At 39.4% G+C, this 22126-nt stretch carries 17 protein-coding genes and 1 tRNA gene; 7 read left to right on the top strand and 11 right to left on the bottom strand.

The genetic code is table 11. The annotated features are described in order from the left end of the window. Window positions 1-68: 68 nt before the first annotated feature. Entirely contained in the window at window positions 69-1259 is a 1191-nt protein-coding gene (locus NYR17_RS09150; protein WP_302505400.1) for an endonuclease, read from the bottom strand. A gap of 265 nt (window positions 1260-1524) precedes the next feature. On the opposite strand from NYR17_RS09150, the gene NYR17_RS09155 reads away from it, so the two are divergent. From NYR17_RS09155 to NYR17_RS09185, 7 genes are all read left to right on the top strand, one after another. Then, window positions 1525-4344: a TonB-dependent receptor gene (locus NYR17_RS09155; RefSeq protein ID WP_302505401.1), complete on the top strand. Its 2820-nt coding sequence runs from the start codon at window positions 1525-1527 to the stop codon at window positions 4342-4344. A 19-nt stretch (window positions 4345-4363) separates the two neighbouring features. Beyond that, the gene (locus tag NYR17_RS09160; protein ID WP_302505402.1) at window positions 4364-5776 is read left to right on the top strand and encodes a DUF5689 domain-containing protein; all 1413 of its coding nucleotides are present in this window, start codon (window positions 4364-4366) and stop codon (window positions 5774-5776) included. 206 nt (window positions 5777-5982) lie between these two features. Continuing rightward, window positions 5983-7104: a T9SS type A sorting domain-containing protein gene (locus NYR17_RS09165; RefSeq protein ID WP_302505403.1), complete on the top strand. Its 1122-nt coding sequence runs from the start codon at window positions 5983-5985 to the stop codon at window positions 7102-7104. A 214-nt stretch (window positions 7105-7318) separates the two neighbouring features. Beyond that, entirely contained in the window at window positions 7319-8962 is a 1644-nt protein-coding gene (pgi, locus tag NYR17_RS09170) for a glucose-6-phosphate isomerase (RefSeq protein WP_302505404.1), read from the top strand. Window positions 8963-8993: 31 nt separating this feature from the next. Beyond that, window positions 8994-9878: a bifunctional 5,10-methylenetetrahydrofolate dehydrogenase/5,10-methenyltetrahydrofolate cyclohydrolase gene (locus NYR17_RS09175; RefSeq protein WP_302505405.1), complete on the top strand. Its 885-nt coding sequence runs from the start codon at window positions 8994-8996 to the stop codon at window positions 9876-9878. A 123-nt stretch (window positions 9879-10001) separates the two neighbouring features. Next, window positions 10002-11660, top strand: coding sequence for an ABC transporter ATP-binding protein (locus NYR17_RS09180; RefSeq protein ID WP_302505406.1), 1659 nt, complete (start codon window positions 10002-10004; stop codon window positions 11658-11660). 124 nt (window positions 11661-11784) lie between these two features. Then, a complete protein-coding gene (locus tag NYR17_RS09185) occupies window positions 11785-12123 on the top strand; it encodes a DUF3276 family protein (RefSeq protein WP_302505407.1) in 339 nt (112 codons plus the stop codon). A 67-nt stretch (window positions 12124-12190) separates the two neighbouring features. On the opposite strand, the gene NYR17_RS09190 is transcribed toward NYR17_RS09185, so the two are convergent. The 10 genes from NYR17_RS09190 to leuS all read right to left on the bottom strand — a co-directional run bounded on the left by NYR17_RS09190 (window position 12191) and on the right by leuS (window position 22042). Beyond that, window positions 12191-12264, bottom strand: a tRNA-His gene (locus tag NYR17_RS09190). A 37-nt stretch (window positions 12265-12301) separates the two neighbouring features. Next, window positions 12302-13027: a bacillithiol biosynthesis deacetylase BshB1 gene (bshB1, locus tag NYR17_RS09195; protein WP_302505408.1), complete on the bottom strand. Its 726-nt coding sequence runs from the start codon at window positions 13025-13027 to the stop codon at window positions 12302-12304. A gap of 76 nt (window positions 13028-13103) precedes the next feature. After that, a complete protein-coding gene (locus tag NYR17_RS09200) occupies window positions 13104-14762 on the bottom strand; it encodes a tetratricopeptide repeat protein (protein ID WP_302505409.1) in 1659 nt (552 codons plus the stop codon). Window positions 14763-14852: 90 nt separating this feature from the next. After that, a complete protein-coding gene (locus tag NYR17_RS09205; protein ID WP_302505410.1) occupies window positions 14853-15722 on the bottom strand; it encodes a PstS family phosphate ABC transporter substrate-binding protein in 870 nt (289 codons plus the stop codon). Next, the gene (locus NYR17_RS09210; RefSeq protein WP_302505411.1) at window positions 15715-15909 is read right to left on the bottom strand and encodes a DUF308 domain-containing protein; all 195 of its coding nucleotides are present in this window, start codon (window positions 15907-15909) and stop codon (window positions 15715-15717) included. The genes NYR17_RS09205 and NYR17_RS09210 overlap by 8 nt, the downstream gene beginning before the upstream one ends. Before the next feature lie 75 nt (window positions 15910-15984). Further along, on the bottom strand, window positions 15985-16830 hold the full coding sequence (locus NYR17_RS09215) for an energy transducer TonB (protein WP_302505412.1): 846 nt from the start codon (window positions 16828-16830) through the stop codon (window positions 15985-15987). A gap of 25 nt (window positions 16831-16855) precedes the next feature. Beyond that, window positions 16856-17404: an ExbD/TolR family protein gene (locus NYR17_RS09220; RefSeq protein WP_302505413.1), complete on the bottom strand. Its 549-nt coding sequence runs from the start codon at window positions 17402-17404 to the stop codon at window positions 16856-16858. Between the two features lie 10 nt (window positions 17405-17414). Then, window positions 17415-18014 (bottom strand): ExbD/TolR family protein, encoded by a 600-nt coding sequence (locus NYR17_RS09225; RefSeq protein ID WP_302505414.1) that lies wholly within the window; start codon window positions 18012-18014, stop codon window positions 17415-17417. Window positions 18015-18096: 82 nt separating this feature from the next. Beyond that, window positions 18097-18963 (bottom strand): MotA/TolQ/ExbB proton channel family protein, encoded by an 867-nt coding sequence (locus tag NYR17_RS09230; protein WP_302505415.1) that lies wholly within the window; start codon window positions 18961-18963, stop codon window positions 18097-18099. Window positions 18964-19216: 253 nt separating this feature from the next. Further along, entirely contained in the window at window positions 19217-22042 is a 2826-nt protein-coding gene (gene leuS / locus NYR17_RS09235; RefSeq protein WP_302505416.1) for a leucine--tRNA ligase, read from the bottom strand. Window positions 22043-22126: the final 84 nt, after the last annotated feature.

Consider the following 22126-nt stretch of genomic DNA (forward strand, 5'->3'; position numbering starts at 1 on the left):
TTGGAGATTTCCCAGCGCCGAGTTTTTTTATTGTCTTCTCAAAAGAGGGTTATCTTTCTAAGAAAACATTATTCAACCTCTTTGGCTATCACAGTATAAACAGGAAAGTGGTCGCTATAGCCCCCTGTAAACTTATCGCCATCCCAAGAGCGGAACGGATAACCTTTAAAACTGCCCTCTTTGTTGATAAGGTAAGGCGGTGCATAAACTTCCGTTCTATAAACTTTATAAGATTTAGGATCGGTATTTTTCACCAAATTTTCTGAGACGATAATCTGGTCAAATAAGTTCGGTGCATCTCTATACGCTAATGATGCTACGCCTTTTTTATACAGCGGATACATTAAATTAAGATAAGGATGCTCGGCATTGAGGTCGTTAGGTTTGCCCACCGCCTTCACATAATCACGGATACTGGTGCTGATGGGATCATCGTTAAAATCGCCCATCGCAAAGATTTTAGTATTTGGGTCCAAAGCTCTCACGCTATCCATCTGCGTTCTTAAAAGTTGCGCTGCAGCATTTCTTTTTGGGAGAGATACCGCCTCGCCACCTCTTCGTGATGGCCAGTGGTTCACGAATATGGCTACTTTTTCGCCATCTAAAAGCCCTGAAACGATGAGCAAATCTCTGGAGTATTCTCTGCGCCCCGCTTCATTATAGATTTTGAGTTCTTTTTTGGTGATATAACTTGGGCTAAAGCGCTTTTTCTGGTAAATCATAGCAGCATCTATCCCTCTATAATCGTAGGAATTGTAGTGTACCACGCCGTAATCAAATCTTTTTAACGCTGGTTGGTTCACCAGATCTTCCACCACTTGTCTATTTTCTACCTCCAAAAGTCCTACAATCACAGGCGCTGTTTTGGTAATCGATGCCCCCAGTTCTGAAATGACTTTGGCAGCATTGGTTAATTTTTGTTGGTAGACTTTAGTATTATAATTTTTGCTACTCAACGGCGTAAATTCGGTATTAGAACCTTGGTAGCGCACTACTTTTTTGCCGATCAATTTCTCATCTGACCATTCGCCTTTATAAGGTTCGTGGGGCAAAAGTTTTACGGAATCTACGGGAATGCTTCGATGGAAATTCGGGCTGTTGAGCGGCAGTGTGCCATCTATATAATCCGCCGAGGGTATGGTATCCCAGAGGTTTTCCACATTATAAAATCCTATGGCTGCCATTCTCTTCAATTTCCCTTTCTGAGCGAAGCCCACCACAAACATACTTAAGGCTAAAAGTGATATTGCTTTTTTCATCTGATTAACTTTTTTAAGTTTCATTTTTATAATGCAACAAAATTAACGATTTTCTGACTAAAAAAAGCAAATATTAAATTTTCTTAATGCCACTATCGCGCTTTTTATTGCAACGCACCGATAGTTAACGCGTTAAGCTTTGGTGATAAATATCAGCGTTAAAAAAAACTTAAAATTCTCATTTGATTTTAAAAAAATGAGTTAATTTTGTAGAGTAATTATTTGGAATTTATTCCGTATCAATTAGGTAAAATAAAAGAATGTTATGATTAAAAAATTATCATTAATCTCTATGTTCTCTCTATTGCCTGCCTCTTTTTACTATGCGCAGACCACCGTTTATGCTTATGTAAAAGATGCCAATGGAAAACCCATTGAAAACGCAGTAGTAGATGTACAAGATTCCAATGAAGATGCGAAAGCCGATAAAATTGGCTATTTTCAGTTGGTGGATTTAATGCCTGGGCATTACCAAATTATGGTATCTCAACCAAACTTTGAGAAGAAATTTTTAGAGTTTGATGTGACTGCCAACGAGAAAAGGAAAGATTTAGGCGTCATTACCCTCTACTCTAACCTCAACGGTTCAGATTTAGGCGTGGTATTACTTGATGATGCCAATGATACTGATGAGGCTTCCATACAGCCTACATTAGGGCTATTGCAGTCCTCCAGAGATGTATTCAGTAGCGTTGCCGCTTATGATTTAGGCTTCTATTGGTTCCGCCCAAGAGGGGTAGACAGTAGAACCAGTAATGTGATGATGAACGGCATCTCTATGGTGAATGCAGACCGTGGTAATGTAGATTTCAGCCAATGGGGCGGACTTAATGAAGTCACACGCTACCCAGAAATTGCAGTGAACCACTCGCCGTCAGAATATGCTTTCGGTGGTGTAGGCTCCGTGGTTTATAAAAATATGAAAGCCAGCGAACACCGCAAAGGCGTACAACTGACCCAATCTGTTACCAATAGAAACTACCGCTACAGAACTTCCGTAAGGTATTCTTCAGGGATGAATAGAAACGGCTGGGCGTTTACCATTATGGGCGCGCGCAGATGGGCACAAGAAGGCATCCAAGAAGGTACTTTCTATGATGCTTATGGAACTTATTTAGGCATTGAGAAGAAAATCAACGACCAACATACGCTGACTTTCAACTTCATTGGTTCTCCTTACCGAAGAAGTACCGCCAGCCCTGCCACACAAGAGGTTTATGATTACCGTGGCGTACACTACAACGCCTATTGGGGTTGGCAAGATGGCGAAAAAAGAAGCGAAAGAGTAAAAACAGGCTTCCAGCCTTTGTTCCAATTAACAGATTATTGGAAAATCAATAAAGACACCCAACTTTGGACCACGCTATCTTATCAATTTGGGAAAACCAAAGCTTCGCGTTTAGATTGGTATAATGTTCAGAACCCATCGCCATTGTACTATAAAAACTTACCGAGCTACTATGCGGGATTGGACAACCCTAACCCTGCCGATTTAGAGCAATGGGAAGTGGTGCGCAACCGTTGGTTGGATAACGACCAAAAATATACGCAAATCGATTGGGAAAGACTATACCGCACCAATCTCAACCAGAAATTAAATGGTGGGCAGGCGGCTTATTTCCTCGTGAATGATGTAACAGACAGCAAAACTTGGAATGTTAATACGCATTTGGTTCATAACCTAACGGATAGAACGCAATTGTTCTTAAATCTATCCTACCAGAACTACATTTCTGACCAATATAGAGAAGTCAAAGACCTCCTTGGGGCAGATTATGCGCTTAACAAAGACTCTTTTGCCTCTTCTAACCAGCCTAAACTTTCGGGCTTGTTCAACGATGGCGAAGAAGATACCCATAAAAAAGTGGGCGATAAAATTCAGTACGACTATACTTACCGCAGACAAGAGGTTAAAATTAACCCTGCAGTGAAATTCAGCACTGGCCGTTTTGATGTCTTCTTATCAGGACTTGCAGCCTATACCAGCAACAGCCGAGAAGGGAAATTTAACCACTATTTATACAGCAATGCCTTAGGTAAATCTGGCGATTATAACTTCTGGAATTTAGGATTGAAAGGACAGATTATTTACAAAATTGATGGTAGAAATTTCTTAGTTTATAATGGTGCTTACTATTCTCAAGCGCCTGTATTAAACAACCTTTTCATCAATGCTAGAACCAATAACGCCACCATTCCGAACATTAAAAACACTGTAATTAGTGCGAATGACATCAGCTATATGATGGCGACACCTTTCGTTAAGATGCGTGCTACGGCTTACCTCATCGATACGGAAAACGACACGAATGTGCAGCGCTTCTTCGCGGATGGCATCAAACTGAGCGATGTAGATGCGGACGGCAACGCCACAAACACAAAAAGTGCTTTTGTAACGCAGGTAATGGCTAATGTAAACCGTAGAAATATGGGGGTAGAATTAGGCGCCGAAGTGAAAGTAAGCCCAACCATTACGGTTAATGGAATTGCCAGTTACGGGCAATACACCTATACCAATAATCCTAATGTTTACTACGCTTCAGATGCTGCAGGCGTGTTCTCTAACGGATTATCTTACAAGGACTATGGTGTGTCTTACATCAAAAACTTTAGACAAGGGGGTACACCACAGCAAGCCTATTCTGTTGGGATTAAATACAGCTCTCCAAAATATTGGTGGGTGGGTGTCAATTGGAATTACCTTGGCGATAATTATTTAGATCCATCGCCGCTATTGCGTTCAGATTTCTTCCTCTACAATGCCAACACAGGTACGCCTTACGCTGGCGCTACAGAAGAGGAATACCGAAGATTGGTACAACAAGTCAAGTTGGCTCCCGCTTATTTCTTCAACATCAATGCAGGGAAATCTTGGATGATTGGCAAATATTACATTTTATTAACCGCGTCTGTGAACAACCTTCTCAACAATACCAAATATGCGACAGGAGGCTTTGAGCAAGCGAGAAATGTTAACTTTGCCGACTTCAAAAAGGACCACGACAGAGCCTATCCTTACTTCGCACCTAAATATTTTTATACCCAAGGAAGAAGTTATTTCGTTAATTTACAATTTAGATTTTAATTATAATACTTAGCTTAAAATGAAAACAACCGTATATTTAAAAGTTTCTTTATTGGCATTAGCCAGCTTAGGGAGCCTTACCTCTTGTGTAAAGGATGATGAATTTGACATCCCTAAAATAGAGTGCCAGAACCAGTTTACCGCTGCCAATAGTAGCATCAAGGAGGTTAAAGATTTATCGCCAACCCCTCAGCCGCCTACCTATGTGAGCAATTACAAAATCACCGATGATTTAATTTTTGATGGTTATGTGATTTCCAGCGATGAGGAGGGCAACTTCTATAAGCAACTGACCATTCAAGACGATCCTGAAAACCCTACTGCGGGAATTCAAATCGCGATTAACAAAGCGAGCCTCTACACCGATTATCCTGTGGGAGCGCATGTTCGCATCAAGGCGAAAGGGCTTTCTGTAGGGGAAGACCGCGGCGTGGTTAAATTAGGCTACGAGAAACCAACAGGGCAAATCCAAGAGTCTAAAATGTCCGAATTTATTTCTGGCGTATGTGGCGGTAATACTTTGGATATTAAAACCATTAAACCAAAAGTAGTCAACTCTATAGATGAGGCAACCACAGATGAAAACATCAACACTTTGGTAACGATTAAAAATGTACAATTTGCGGATGCAGATGGCACACTCACCTATGCCGATGTGGTGAACAACATTACAACAGACAGAACTTTAATCGACAAAAACGGAAACCAAGCCGTATTGAGAAACAGCGGCTATGCTAAATTTGCAGGTAAAGTAATGCCAAAAGAAAGCGGCGAAATTACTGCCGTGGTGACTAAATATACCTCAGGGAAAAATGTTACTTGGCAACTCTACATCCGTGATTTAGATGATGTAAAATTTGACCAACCGAGATTTGTAGACGGCTCTAAAATCTATGGTGGTGGCGCTTTGGAATACAAAACTTCTTTCACAGAAAATTTTGAGCAACTATCCAACAAAGGTCCTAAATATTACGATATTGATGATGATAGATTCCTCAACTACGCCGAATCTGGCAACAGATATTGGGGACAAGGTTATTATAGTAAAGAAAACAACAGATACCTAAAAGCTCAAGCCTTTGGCTACAATGGCGAAGGAAAAGTTAAAATCAGCTTTATGATCCCTGCAGAGTTTACAGGATCTTCTAAACTTTCTTTCCAAACACAAAATGGCTACTACAAAGGCGATGTGCTTAAAGTGTATTACACCACAAAATATGTTCCTGGCTCAGAGCTTAACACTGATGATTTGGTAGACATTACTTCAAAATTCACCATTTCTCAGGGAAGTATCAATGGCTATCCTAACATTTGGACCGATAGCGGCGAAGTGGTGATTCCTGCCACTGGTAAAGGTTTCATCATCTTCCAATATGTGGGTGACAAAGAAATTACCACCACTATGCAAGTGGATAATGTAACTTTAAAATAAGAAACGAACTTATCGTTTAAAAATTCCCCCAGCCTCTACGAGGCTGGGGGAATTTTTTATATCAACATCTCATCAACTCAAAAAAATATTAAAGACACCCTTCGAAATATGATTTATATCACAAAGTAACATTTTTTAAGTTGAGATATTGCCCAAACCATTTTGAGTTTTTATTTTTACAAAGTCTAAATAAAATTTATAAAAATATGAACAAAGTATTATTTTCTGGGCTCTTGGTAGCCGCATCTTTTGGGATCATGAACGCCCAAACTGTCCACATTCCTGATGCAGCATTTAAAAGCAAACTGCTCACACATTATCCTAAAATAGACACCGATAACGATAACGAAATCAGTGTAGCAGAAGCGGAAGCCGTAATAGATAACCTGTCTTTATCTGATGGCGGTATCCAAGATTTAACAGGATTAGAAGCTTTTAAAAATATTAAAACCCTCCGAATTGAGGGCAATAGCATTACTTCTGGAACACTCAACTTACAAGCTCAAAAAGACTTGCAACAATTATATGCTGAAGATTGTAGTCTTTCCTCAATAGACATCAGCCAGAATGCAGATTTAGAGATTTTAAACTGTAACATTAACCAAATTTCAACATTAGATGTTAGCCATAATCCTAAATTGAGAATTTTGGAATGTGGAGAAAACCAACTAACGGCGTTAGATTTAAACCAAAACCCGCAGTTAACGGAATTGATGTGCTATTATAACCAAATCTCTGCCTTAGATTTATCTCAAAACAAAGATTTAACCGATATTTCAGCGTATGATAACCAAATTTCAGCATTAGACATTAGTCAAAATACAGCCTTGGTAAGGATAGACCTTGAAAACAATCAACTCACCACTTTGGACGCCAGCCAAAATGCCAACCTTCTTAAATTGATTTTAAAAAATAATCAGCTCAATAGTTTGGACATTTCTTTCGGTGATTATCAAAATTTTTCAGAATTAGACATTACTAATAATCCTGCTTTAAGTTGTGTTAAAATTACCGCTGGGCAAACGCCTCAAAGCACTTGGATGAAAGATGACTCCGCAAGTTTCAACGCAAACTGCGGCACTATGGGCGTTCAAAACCTCCATACCATTAACGAAACAGCGGTTTTCCCTAATCCTACCACAGACCTTGTAAAGGTAAAATCTACGCTAACGCCAACTTCTATCAAAGTTTATAATAGTGCTGGACATTTGGTAGCACAAAATCAAAATCAACAGAACATTAGCCTCAAAAATTTAAATCGTGGTGTGTATATTCTGCATATTACGATTAACGGCGAAAATATCATCAAAAAAGTAATTAAAAAATAAGTTTTTCTTTGGTTTTAGGTAACCTCTCCTCCACTGTCTCTATAGAGATAGCGGAGGATTTTTTTACAAACCGCCTACAAAAAAACGACATCCCCCCACAATTCCCATCAAAAAGATTAAAACAAATGCCCGATTTTCTTCGGGCTATTTCTTTGTTTTTTCATAACTTTGCGCCCATATCTACGCGTATAAAAAGATTAAAATTAAGACATCTATGTTTCCAAAAATCAACCCTTTAGAAACCCAAGCTTGGCAACAACTGGCAGAACATCTCAACCATCACGATTTTGATTTGAGAACACTTTTTAATGAAAACCCTACGCGTTTTGAGGACTTTTCAGTAAAAAAAGCCGATTTTATCTTTGATTATTCCAAAAATCTCATCAATCATCAAACCAAAACTTTACTTCTCAATTTAGCGGAAGAGTGCCAACTGCCACAAGCCATCAAGGCGATGTTTAGCGGAGAAAAAATCAACGAAACCGAAGGTAGAGCCGTTCTGCATACCGCTTTGAGGGATTTTTCGGACACCCCAATTTTAGTCGATGGCGAAGATATTAAACCTAAAATAAAGCGCGTGCAGCAACAGATGAAAACTTTTTCTGAAAAAATCATTTCTGGCGCCCATCGCGGATTTACAGGCAAAGAGATAACAGATGTGGTGAATATCGGCATTGGAGGGTCAGATTTAGGTCCCGTGATGGTTTGCTCAGCTCTAAAACACTTTAAAACCAGACTAAATGTTCATTTTGTGTCTAATGTAGATGGCAACCATTTAGCCGAAACGCTTAAAAATCTCAATCCAGAAACCACGCTTTTCATCATCGCTTCTAAAACTTTTACTACCCAAGAAACGATGACCAACGCAACCTCTGCCAAGCAATGGTTCCTAAAATGTGGAACACAGGAGGAGGTCGCCAAGCATTTTGTAGCGCTTTCTACCAATACGGAAGCTGTAAAAGCCTTCGGCATTGCTGAAGAGAACACTTTTGAGTTTTGGGATTGGGTTGGCGGTCGCTATTCGCTGTGGAGTGCTATTGGGCTGAGCATTGCGCTGGCTATCGGCTATGAGCATTTTGAGGCACTTCTCAAAGGCGCTTATGATGCAGACCTCCACTTTAAAACCGCTGATTTCTCTGAAAATATCCCTGTTTTGATGGGACTTTTAGGCATTTGGTATCGTAATTTTTACGGAGCGACGAGTTATGCTGTTTTGCCTTATTCTCAATATTTAGACCGTTTTCCTGCCTATCTTCAACAAGGCGATATGGAAAGTAACGGCAAAATGGTAGATAGAAACGGAGATTTTGTAAAATACGAAACAGGACCCATCATCTGGGGCGAACCTGGCACCAATGGGCAACACGCCTTCTATCAGCTGATTCATCAAGGCACCGAGTTAATCCCAGCCGATTTTATCGCTTATATAGAAGCCGCCAATCCGCTGGCTGATCATCAAGAAAAATTATTAGCCAACTTTTTCGCACAAACCGAAGCTTTAGCGTTTGGCAAAACCGAAGAGGAAGCCCAAGAGGAATTGAAATCCGCAGGCACTTCTACTGAAAAAATAGCCACTTTGGTGCGTTATAAAACATTTTTGGGCAACAGCCCTACCAATTCTTTCTTATTCCAAAAACTTACGCCATTCTCGTTAGGGCAGCTGATTGCGCTATATGAACACAAAATTTTTGTACAGGGCGTTATTTGGAACATTTATAGTTTTGATCAATTCGGTGTAGAGCTGGGCAAAGTGTTAGCTGGGCATATTTTAAAAGAATTAAAAGCGCAGAAAACGGTCACCGACCACGATAGCTCCACCAACGGATTGATGAATTATTTTTTACAACATCAACCCTAATTTTCCTTTACTTCTAAATAAATCTAAAAAAATGGCAAAAATATTAGACGGACTTAAAGTGTCCAAAGAAATTAAACAAGAAATTAAAAACGATGTAGACAAACTCAAATCCACTGGGAAAAGACTGCCGCACCTCTCCGCAATTTTAGTGGGCAACAATGGCGCAAGCAAAGCCTATGTGAATGCGAAAATAAAAGACTGCGCCGAGGTAGGCTTCCAATCTTCCCTCCATCGTTTCCCAAGTACCGCCTCCGAAGCCGAGGTTTTGGAGAAAATAAAAGAGCTCAATGAAGATCCTAAAGTAGACGGCTTTATCGTGCAACTACCGCTCCCTAAACAGATGGACCAAGAAAAAATCATTATGGCGATAGACCCTCACAAGGATGTTGATGGCTTCCACCCTGAGAATTTTGGGCGTATGGCATTGGAAATGGATACCTTCCTTCCTGCCACGCCTTTCGGTATCCTTACCCTTCTGGAGCGCTACCAAATAGAAACCAAAGGTAAACACTGCGTTATCATCGGAAGAAGCCGCATTGTAGGGCGCCCAATGAGCATCCTTATGGGGAGAAAAGATTTCCCTGGCAATTCTACGGTAACGCTAACGCACTCCTACACGCCTCATATTGAAGAATTTACAAAAAACGCTGATATTGTTATCACCGCCTTAGGCGATCCTTATTTCCTCAAAGGCAATATGATCAAAGAGGGCGCTGTTATTATTGATGTGGGGATTACTCGCGTAGATGACGACAGCGAAAAAGGCTATAAACTGGCTGGCGATGTTGATTTTGAAAGCTGTGCACCCAAAGCCTCTTGGATTACGCCCGTGCCAGGTGGTGTAGGTCCGATGACCAGAGCGATGCTGATGAAAAACACCTTATTAGCCTATAAACAGACCATCTATCAGTCGTAAAAAACATTTTTTCATCAAGTTAAAATAAGACTTTGTAGCCTGTGCTGCAGAGTTTTATTTTTTATATATTCTAAAACGAATACGCGGCTATATCCTAATATTTTTTCTTAATTTTGCAGCCTCATGAAAGCGCTTAAAACCCTTAATCCTTATTTTTGGAAACACAGAAAACTCTTATCTTGGGGAGTTTTCTTCATTATTGCCAGCAACTTTTTTGCGATTTTCCAAATTCAATTTGTGGGAAAAACCGTAGATGTCATCCACCAAGTTTTATCCGATCAAAACATCGTGAAGGAGGTTTTATTCCGTACTTTGCTCATCAATGGTGGAATTATTGTAGGCAGCTCCTTGCTCTCAGGATTTTTCCGTTTTATGATGCGACAGACCATCATCGTAACTTCAAGAAAAATAGAGTACGAACTCAAAAATAAGATTTTTAAACAATACGAAAAACTCTCTCTCACCCAATACAAAGCCACGACAGTAGGGGATTTACTCAACCGTTTGAGCGAAGATGTGGTTGCCATTAGGATGTATTTGGGCCCTGGGGTGATGTATGTGATCAACTTGGCTATTTTGCTCATCATCACCAGTATTTATATGCTCAAAACCGATGTGCAGATGACGCTCTGGACCTTAATTCCGCTGCCTATTCTCTCCTTCGTGATTTATAAAGTGAGCTCCATCATCAACCGAAAATCTAAAATTATGCAAAAGAGCCAATCGGCGATTTCTACTTTTGTGCAAGATAGTTTTTCGGGCATTCGTGTGGTTAAATTCTTTAACAAAGAAAAATATATTGAAAAAAATTATGGTCTTAAAGTTAAAGATTATCAAGATAAAGCCTTGGACTTAGCCAAAACAGAAGCTTATTTTTTTACCATTGTGCTCTTTGTTATCGGCTTGCTTAATGTAGCGATTTTATACATTGGAGGGCAAAAATTTATCAATAATGAAATGACCATAGGCGCTATTGCCGATTTTTTTATGTACATCAACATTCTGATTTGGCCGTTCTCTATGGTCGGTTGGGTGACCTCCGTTAATCAAAGAGCTGCCGCCTCTATGCAGCGGGTTAATGAGTTTATGGAAATGCAATCGGAAATTCTGAACACCAACCACAGCCACTATCCCATCCACGGCGATATAGAGTTCCGAAATGTGAGCTACACCTATCCCAACACGGGCATTAAGGCTTTGGATCAGTTGAGTTTTAAAATAAAAGCAGGCGAATCCCTCGCTATTATGGGGAAAACAGGAAGCGGAAAATCAACTATTGCGCTGTTGCTTTGCCGTTTAATAGACCCTGATGAGGGCAAAATCTTCATCGATGGAAAAAACCTCAAAGACCATAATATAGAGGCTTACCGTGCGGCATTGGGCTACATTCCGCAAGAAAGTTACCTTTTCTCGGATACCATTGCTCAGAATATTGGTTTTGCCGTAGATCAGCCTTCTATGGAAGAGATTATCCATTTTGCGAAAATCGCAGATATTCATAAAAATATTGTGGATTTCAAAAATCAATATGAGACAATGGTTGGCGAAAGAGGCGTGATGCTTTCTGGAGGACAAAAACAGCGGATTTGCATTGCCAGAGCTTTAATCAAAGAACCGAAAATCCTCATTTTTGATGATAGCCTCTCCGCCTTAGACACCGAAACGGAAGAAAATATCCTTGAAAATCTGCGTTTAATGCCAGAAAAAAGCACTCGGATTATCATTACCCACCGCCTATCCAGTGCAAAAAATGCCGATCATATTCTGCATTTAGAAGATTAAATAGCGCTTAGCCCTATGTTTTTTAACGCATTAGCATTAAAAATATAAATTTAGGTCTTTTTTCTTTGGTGATTTCAATATTTCTATTATATTTGTTTCCTAAGATTTCTAAAAAATAGATGAAATGAGTGATTATAAGGAAAAAAGAAATGAAAATGAGATTTTCACAAGAGTATTAAAAGCTGGAAGGAGAACTTATTTCTTTGATGTACGCGAGACCAAAGCGGGGGACTACTATCTGACCATTACCGAAAGTAAAAAGCATTTCCAAGATAATGGTGATGCCACTTTTGAGAAACACAAGATCTATCTCTATAAAGAAGATTTTAAAAATTTCGCAGAATTATTTAATGAAGCTTCGGAATTTATCATCCAAGAAAAAGGCGAAGATGTGATTTCAGAAAGACACGATAAGGATTTTAAAGGGCGTAATTTCACTTTAGACGCTAACGAAGACCTTTAAATTCCATTTAAATTTTAAAATGTTAAAGAATAAAAAAGCATCTACAAATTTGTAGATGCTTTTTTAGGGTGGATGACCGGGATCGAACCGGCGACCTTCAGGACCACAATCTGACGCTCTAACCAACTGAGCTACAACCACCGTTTTGTGGGTGCAAATATAGAATTATTTTTTATATCTACAAAATTATTGACTCAAAATTTTTGAAGGCTATTAACTTTTCCGTGGTAAACCCTTCCGCATACGCTACACCCGACAATCGCCCTAAATCTTGCGCCCTATAAGTTAGGCTTTCTAAGAAATTTTTGGTAGCAATAGGCGTTACAGGTTCTTTGGATTTTGGGTCGTAGAATTGCGTTTTATACGCCAAACACGCCTCTATTTTCTTATCCATAAACTCAGAAATATCCACCACGAAATCTGGTTCTATGGATTTCCATTGGATGTAATGGAACAGATGTTTGGGGCGCCACGCTTGTTGCGAACTCCCATCTTCAGCCTCTGTTTTTATTTTTACCAAGCCTGATAAGAAACACGCATCAGACACTAATTTTGCGGCTTTAGCGTGGTCTGGATGGCGATCATCAATGGCGTTGGCAAGTACCAAAGTAGGTTGATACTTCCGAATCATAGTCACAATACGCATTTGATATTCCTCTGAATTGGTTAAAAAACCATCTTTCATTTTGAGATTTTCTCTATGGGTAATGCCTAAAATTTTAGAGGCATTTTGAGCTTCTTCTGCTCTGGTTTCGCGGGTACCTCGGGTACCTAATTCGCCCTCCGTTAGGTCTACAACAGCAACAGATTTTCCCTCGGCAATGAGTTTGGCTAATGTACCACCGCAGCCTAATTCTACATCGTCTGGATGGGCGCCTATGGCTAAAATATCTACTTTATTCATCTCTCAATATTTTAATTTTAACAAAAAAGTCCCTTAATCATTGAAGATTAAGGGCACTTTTATTTTGGATTACAGCTTATTGATTAAGCACTTGTAATAAGTTCTGAGCATCTTTGTACTCTGGGTTGAGCTGCAATGATTTGTTAACATAATCAATGGCTTTGGCTCTGTTGGCATCTTTTTCAAGGTAAGCCACCGCAAAGTAAGCATAAGAAAGCGTTTCTTTATTTTTTTCTTGCTCTTCCGCTGGTTGCTTAGTTAAAGTATCAATAAAAGTTTGATACGATAACTTCGCCAAATCATTGTTGTTCGCTTGCTGATAAGCATAACCTTGGCTGTAATACGCTGGTGCCCAGTCTGGTAATAAGTTAATCATCTGTTGCCATGCATACGCTGCACCGTTCCAGTTTTTAGCCTCTTGGTAAGCCATCGCTAATTTGTAGAGGTTGTCCGTGTTTTTAGGGTCTGCCGCAACCGCTTTTTTAAGCGCTTCTATCTCTGGGCTGGTTGGTCCAGCTTCTGCCGCAGTCTTTAAATCACCGCCACCACTGTTGATTTTTGCCAATTCAGAATCCCAATTCATCGTTTCATCTTTTGCCGCTTTGGCAATGGCTAATTTCTCTTGTGCCATTTGCTTTAAGTTGGCTTTGGTAGCTTCATCTTGCGCTTTATACGCTTGCCCTGCATAGATTAGCCCTAAAAGCCCTTGGTCTGCAGGCTGCACTCTTGAAGTCTCTACTTTTGAGATAAATTGATCCAAGTTTTGCTTGGCTTCATCATAATTATGATCATTATAAAGAAGATATGCTTTTAATTTGAATTTGATAGGATCTTCTACTTTATCAAACACTTGATTTAAAATCTCTTCTGATTCTTTATAATTACCATTAGCGAAATAAAGTTTAGAAACCTCTAACTTGGTTACTGGATCTTCATCTGCATATTTTAAGTAGTTGAGAAGGTTAATGGCTGCCTCATCGTGTTTTTGGTATCTGATGTTATAGTTAGCCAAAGCCTTATAAGCTGGGGCATAAGTAGGATCTACAGCAATGGCTTTATTGAGGTTTTCAATGGCTAATTTCCATTGGTTAGCCGCCATCCAGAGGGTTGCCATTCTGGTAAATACAGAGGCTTTATTTCTGGCTACCGCTGCAGCATCTTCATAGGCTGACATCGCTTTACCCGCATCTTTTTTAATACGATACGCATCTCCCAACGAATAATAATAGTTGGCTGGCACCTGTCCTTTTTTCTGTGCTTTTTCTATAGCTTGAGTGATATAGTCAATCGCTAAATCTGGGGCACTGTTATCATCAAACATTGTTAATGCCTCCCCTGCTCTAAACAGCACTTCTGGGTCTTTTCCACGAGAATCATCTACGATGGCTTTAATTTCGTTGATGGCGCCTTTGTTGCCTTTTCCTAATTTAATAGATGCCAACCCGATTTTATCCAAATATGCCTTTCTATCTAACGCGATACCTTTGTCAAAGTATTCTTTAGCCTTGTCAAAATTAGGCTCATACTGGGTAAGATAGATGTTTCCTAAATAAAAATAATTCTCTGAAGATGGTGATTTTTCAATCAACTGATTAAAAACCGTCTTCGCTTTTGCATATTTATGAGCGTCAACATTCTGTAATCCTTCTTCTACTGTTTGAGCACCTGCAAGTCCAAAAAACATTGCTGCGGCAGCTCCTAATACCATTTTTTTTGTCATTATTTTATTTTTCATTTTAAGATTTTTTAATTACTAATCTATATTTAAAATACCAATATCACGCCAAAATAATACCATTTAACTTATTTTAATATCAATTGTATTTTATCTCATTTGCACTTCTCTTTTATAAAGGTTATAAGGCTGTAGCCCTTGTTTAGCCACCACAATTTGCCCTATTTGTGTACAAGAAAATCTGATAAATCCGTTGCCAACTCCAAAAAAGCCCTCGTTAGTCAAGAAATATAAAATCCTTGAAAACGGATATTGCATTGTTCTTATATTCTCCAAATCTGGGGTGTAAGCCTTTCCATTTTCTGCAATAATTGGTAAAATTTTTATCTTTTCCTTTAAAGCTTCTACATCTTTAGAAAAATTCCTACTGATGGTATTGAGGCTAATCACACCGATTTTATTCGGAAACTGGTGGAGGTTTTCTATAATATTTTCGTTGCCTCTGATTACGGAAAATTTCAATTCCGAAGGTTTTTTATTTAGCGTTTGAGCCACGAAATTTAGGTTGCTCGCATTAGCACCATCAAAAATCAAATTTTTGTCTTCAGATTGTAACATCTCTTCAATTTCCTTGATAGAGAGGTTTTGCCTTTCGGCGTTGGCAGGCACGACAAAAACCACGGCATCTCCCGCAAAATTAGCCGGCTGATAGGGCATATCTACTTTTTCTTCGTAGCGTTTTTGTTCCTTTTCGTTCAATTTTCTGGACATTACAATAACCCCCGCCCTATTCTCTAACAAATCCACCAGCGCAGAGTCTTCTTTTTTATAAACCACCTGAAGTTCTGCCTCTGGATAAAACGCCATATAGCGCTCAGTAAGGGCTTCGGTAACATTTTTAAAAGATTCATCTGCCTCTATCGTGATTTTTCCTTTCTGAGGCGTTTGGGCTTCTTCTTTTTTACAAGAAGTTAGCAAAACGGCGGTCAGAATGCTGTATAAGAATAATAATTTACGCATTGTTTTTATCTTCTTTTATTCTATAAATGGCTCTGACAATTCTAAAAATGCCATAAACAATCATCAAACTTCCTAAAGCGTAGGCTACATAATCTTCTAAGGTGATGGCAAAAAATTTATAGACCAAAACTACTACGCCCAATGCTATATAGGCTAATCCTGCAATAATAGACAAATAATTAAACATAGCAACAAATATAATAAAAAAAGAGGAGCTAAAACACTCCTCTTTTATAATTTAACAGAATTTTAAAACTTTGATCTATTCAAAATTCATTACTACTGGCATTCTAAATCTTGAACGCACTGGTTCGCCATTGATCTTAGCTGGTTTCCATTTTTTCTTAATGGATTTTATCGCTCTTTCCGCTTCTCTGTTGAATGTAGAGTTAGAACCTGTGGCTTTAACTTGGGTCAAAGAACCGTCTATCTCTACAACGAAGGTTAGATCTGTTTTTACATTCCCTTCATCACCATCCATTACAGAAGTATCAAAATTATCTTGGAAAGCTCTTCTGAATCCAGCATCACCACCTCCCGAGAATTCTGCCTCTTGGTCTACTCTTTCATAAACCTCGGTTTTACTCACTTGAGGCTTTACCTCTACGGTATTGGCTTTACCAGTAGATGGTGGCGGTGGCGGCGGTGAATAAGTCGGTTTTTTAACCCCTTCTTGATTCACTAAACCTGTTGTTGTTTCTAATTGCTTAGAAATTGGCGGCGGTGGTGTTTCCACTTTTGGTGCCTTTACAGGTTCTGGTACCACATTTTGAATAATTTCAATTTTCTCTTCCTCTTGTTTTGGTGGTGGCGGTGGTGGCGGTGGTTCTTCCTCCTTAGGTTGTTCTATGATCGGTTTCTCCTCTGGAAGAATTTCCACAAGGTTAGCCTCTACCTCCACTTTCTCTGGTGCTGTTAGTTGCTTAATTTTCATCATAATGAAAGGTGTAGCGGCAAACAGGCAGAATAGGAGTGTTCCTATAACAAAAGCTTTGGTTAAGATGCCTCTATAACTTTGTCTTAAGTCATAGGCTCCATAAGCTTTATTTCTATTTTCAAATACAATCTCATCCAAAGTTGGATTGTACCCTAAATTTTCATCTGACATTTTTTATGAATTTTTAAGGGTTAATTTATTTTGCAGTTCCTACCTTTTTGTCATAAACGGCTTGTTCCCAAGTTTTAATATCGGTAACCCCGTATTGTTCACTTTTTGTTACTGCCATTTCATCTAAGATATCCACAAAATTTTTATACACTGCATCATCCGTAGGCTTAATAATTACTGTAAATTTAGTAAGATCTTTAGCCCGCTTCTTAGCATCCTCAATTACTTTTGTAATTCCATCTTTATCATAGGTGGTTTCCTGCAAAGTTTGTTCGTTAAGCCCTGCTTGGTCTAACTGATGATAAAAGATTCTATTATCTTTCCCGATAATAATGGAGATAGAGTTAGATAAATCAATCTCTGTAGGAGGTGGTTTAGGCGCATCTTTTTTCGGCTTAGCCGGAAGACCTAAATCCATTACATTAGGTTTACTAAAGGTTGTGGTAAACATAAAGAATGTAATCAATAGAAACCCTAAGTCCACCATCGGGGTCATATCCACTCGCGTGGATTGCTTTTTGGAGCGGACCTTGCCGCCCTTTTCGCCTTTGTCCTGTACTTGTACTTCTGCCATTTCTATTGTTTTATTTACCCTCCTGGGTTGTAATTAACCAAAATTTATAAAACTCAATATCTCTCAATCCTTCAAATAAGTTTTTCACTTTTGGATAGTTGGTTTCTGAGTCGCCTTTAATGGCTAACTTATAGTTTGGATTGATTTTCAAACTTTGTTCTACCCAATCGATCACTTGCTTATTTGTGCTGTCCAAAGGAATACCTGTTGAACTTTTAAATGCTTTTTGCTCATCTTCTTTAAGGTTCAAGAAGCTTTTCAGCTGGGTCATAGGCACGCCTACGGCTTGAACTTTAGTGAATGCTACTTTCTCTTTATCTGAGAAGGTAAGCCCATATTTTTGCCCCATACTTTCTAAGAGTTGTATTCTCTCAGTTCCGTTATCTACGGGCTGGAAATAGAATTTACCATCTGGTGTTACATTAACCGTCATAAGACTAGCATCTGGCAACAACTTTTCAGATATAGAAGATGGCGGTTTAATCTGTTCCACATCAGGTTTTTTAAACTGAGTGGTCAAGATAAAGAAGGTCAGTAGTAAGAAGGCCACATCACACATCGCCGTCATATCGGTTACTACCCCATGTCTTTTTGGTTTGACTCTCGCCATATTGTTTTTTATTTTTTTATTAAACTTCTATTGACTGGCAATCATAAATATTGCCATGGGTGCTTTATGAGAATTCTAAGATTTAGTTGAATTCTGCAAAAGACTGCTGGATAGACATTCCGATTTCGTCAATCTTATATGTTAATCCATCGATTTTAGAAGTAAAGAAGTTGTAAAGGATAATCGCGATAGCGGAAGTACCAATACCTAATGCCGTGTTAATCAAGGCCTCAGAGATACCGATAGATAACGCTGCAGCATCTGGTGTACCACCACCTGAACCTAGCGCGAAGAACGCTTTAATCATACCAATTACGGTACCTAATAACGCTACTAAGGTCGCTACAGTACCTAATGTAGATAGGATCATCATATTTTTCTCTAACATTGGCATTTCAAGTGTAGTCGCTTCTTCTAACGCTTTAGTTAACGCCACCATTTTCTTCTCTTTGTCCATAGTATTATCGTGAGCAAGGGCTTTGTAAGTTACCAAACCTTCTTTCACTACATTACCTACAGAACCTTTTTGCTCGTCGCATTTTGCTATAGCTTCATCAATTCTGTTTTGGTTAAGAAGACCTCTGATTTCAAGTACGAAGTTATCCAAGTTCCCAGTTCCTTGTGCTTTTTTAAGAACGAAGAAACGCTCAAAAGAGAACACGATAACGGTAATCATAAATAAAATCAAGATGTGTACTACAGGTCCCCCCATGTAGATAATCCCCATAAAAGATTCTGGATGTAATTCTTTAGATGGAATATCAGAAAAAGCAACTGATGCTTGTCCAGCTATTCTTGCATCTTCCTTAAAATTACCCGGATTACCTAATATAAAGATGTAAATACTTAAAGCGATTACATACAAAATAGGTAATACAACTGCTGGGTTTAACCCACTCTTCTTTCTTGCAATTACTTGCTCCTCTGTGTTTGAAACATTCATTTCCATATTAAACTTAAATTATAATTGTTAAATTTTCAGGTTGTAAAGTAAAGTTAAAAAATTTAAAAATCCAAATATTATTTTAAAATAACCGCTATTTATCCTTAAAAAGGCTTATTGGCGTTTTATTATATTTCTTTTTTTTTAGCATCCATACTAAACAACCTCAACTTTCTTAAGTATTTAAAAAAAATAGACTTTATTTTTTTTGAATTTTCCAAATCTCAATTTTTGGTTAAAAAATGAAATTTAGAACACTCTAATACACAATATTGATGATTTTTTTAGGCACCACAATGATTTTCTTCACCGTATTTTTACCCAATTGTTGCCGCACACGCTCATCTTCTAAGGCTATTTTTTCTATTTCCTCCTTAGATAAGTCCGCAGAAAGTGGCATTTTAAACCTCATTTTTCCGTTGAAGCTCACCGGATATTCTATCTCATCTTCTTTCAGATAAGCCTCATCCAGCGCTGGGAACGCCTCAAACTCGATGGATTGCGTGTGCCCTAACTGCTGCCAAAGTTCCTCACAAATATGCGGTGCATACGGCGATATCAGCACGGCTAAAGGTTCTAAAATCGCTCTTTTATTACACTTGAGTTTTTGCAAATCATTCACCGCTATCATAAATGAAGACACCGAAGTATTGAACGAAAAGTGCTCTATATCAAAAATAACTTTCTTAATTAAAGTATGCAACACCTTATATTCCGCTTTGGTCGGCTGGTCCTCTGATACCGAGAACGCATCCCCATCAAAATAAAGGTTATAAAACTTTTTAAGGAAGCCATAAACACCGCTCACCCCTTGGGTATTCCACGGTTTAGACTGTTCCAATGGTCCTAAAAACATTTCGTAGAGCCTTAAACAGTCGGCGCCATATTCCTCACAAATATCATCTGGATTTACCACATTGTATTTAGATTTAGACATTTTCTCCACCTCTCTTTCGGTGATGTACTTGCCGTCTTCTAAAATAAACTCAGCATCCGCAAACTCAGCGCGCCATTGTCTAAACGCTTCTATATCCAACTCGTCCGAAGTGCCCTTCAGTAAGGCGATATCAATATGAATTTTCTGCGTGTTATAGTCTTTCGCTAAGTTTTTAGATACCAGCTGATTGGTACCATCTACCCTAAATACAAAAGCACTCATTCCTAAAATCATCCCTTGGTTGATGAGCTTTTGAAACGGCTCTTCTTGTTTGATGAAGCCTCTATCCTTCAAGAATTTATTCCAAAAACGAGAGTAAAGCAAATGCCCCGTGGCGTGCTCACTGCCCCCAATATACAAATCTACCTGTCCCCAATAATCCGACTTTTCTTTGGCACAAAATGCCTGTTGGTCGTGCGGATCCATATACCTTAAATAATACCACGAACTGCCCGCCCAGCCTGGCATTGTTGAAAGCTCTAACGGGAAAACCGTTTGGTCATCTATCAAATCTACCGCAACCACTTTCTGATTAACCTCATCCCAAGCGAATTTTTTTGCATTGCCCAATGGTGGGTCGCCATCTTCGGTAGGCAGATATTTTTCTACCTCTGGAAGTTCCAATGGCAACGCCGATAATGGCAGCGTGTATGGCATTCCTTCTTTATAATAAATAGGGACAGGCTCCCCCCAATACCTTTGGCGAGAGAAAATGGCATCGCGCTGGCGATAATTGATTTTTCTTGTGCCCGCACCTCGGTTTTCTAAATCGGCAATGGTCTTCGCTACCGCTTCATTAAAATCTGAAACACCATTGAGGTAATCAGAATTTTCATACACCATTCCTTCTTTTGCGGTGAAGGCTTTTTCTGAAATATCTTGGTTAAAAATGTTCTTTATCGGAATGTTGAAATGGTGGGCAAAGGCATAATCCCGCTCATCGCCACAAGGCACCGCCATAACCGCACCCGTGCCATAGCCTGCCAAAACATAATCTCCAATCCAAATTGGAATCGCCTCGCCCGTGATAGGATGCGTCGCATAAGCTCCTGTGAATACGCCAGAAATGGTTTTAACATCCGCCATTCTATCGCGCTCGGTGCGTTTAGAAGTGGCTTCTACATAAGCTTCCACCTCCGATTTTTGCTCTGGTGTCGTGATTTTAGCCACCAACTCGTGTTCTGGTGCCAAAGTGAGGAAACTCACACCAAAAATAGTATCTGGGCGCGTGGTAAACACCGTGATAACGCCTGCTTCTTCGGCATTGTCCGCTTTCACTTTAAAATCTACAGAGGCTCCTTGAGATTTGCCAATCCAATATTCTTGGCTGTCTTTGAGCGGTTGTGGCCAATCTAAAGTTTTAAGCCCTTGGAGCAAACGCTCAGAATAGGCGGTAATCCGCATACTCCACTGCGTCATTTTCTTTTGATACACAGGATAGCCGCCTCTTTCGGACTTGCCATCTTTAACCTCATCATTCGCCAATACCGTTCCTAATGCAGGACACCAATTGACCGTTGTTTCCGCACGGTACGCCATTCTATAATTAAGGAGAATGTCTTGTTGGTCTACTTCGGAGGCGTTTGCCCATTCTTCAGCGCTAAAATGCAAGGCTTCGGTTTCTACCGCTTGTAGATTTTCGGTGCCATATTGTTCAAAATGAGCGATGAGCGTTTCTATCGGCTCTGCCTTATCGGTGGCTTTATTATACCAAGAGTGGAAAAATTGGATGAAAATCCACTGTGTCCATCGGTAATAAGAAGGATCGGAAGTGCGCACCTCTCGGCTCCAATCAAAGGAGAAACCGATTTTTCTCAGCTGTTCTTCGTATCTTGTGACATTATTTTCTGTGGTAATAGCGGGGTGCTGCCCTGTCTGTATTGCATATTGCTCAGCAGGAAGCCCAAAGGAATCATAGCCGATGGGATGGAGCACATTATAGCCTTGGTGCCTTTTAAACCTTGCGTAAATATCCGAAGCGATGTACCCCAGCGGATGCCCCACATGTAAGCCCGCCCCAGAGGGATACGGAAACATATCTAAAACATAATATTTAGGCTGTGTGGTGCTATCCGAAGCTTTAAAAGTCTGATGCTCTTCCCAAAACTTCTGCCATTTTTTTTCTATTTCTTGGTGGTTATAAAACATAATACCTTCTTGATTTTTATTTTTAAAATCTCATTTACAAGCCACAAATTTAAGAGTTTGATTGGAAAATATCGCCGTTTCCGC

Source organism: Riemerella columbina (assembly GCF_030517065.1).
Classification (GTDB): Bacteria; Bacteroidota; Bacteroidia; order Flavobacteriales; family Weeksellaceae; genus Riemerella; species Riemerella columbina_A.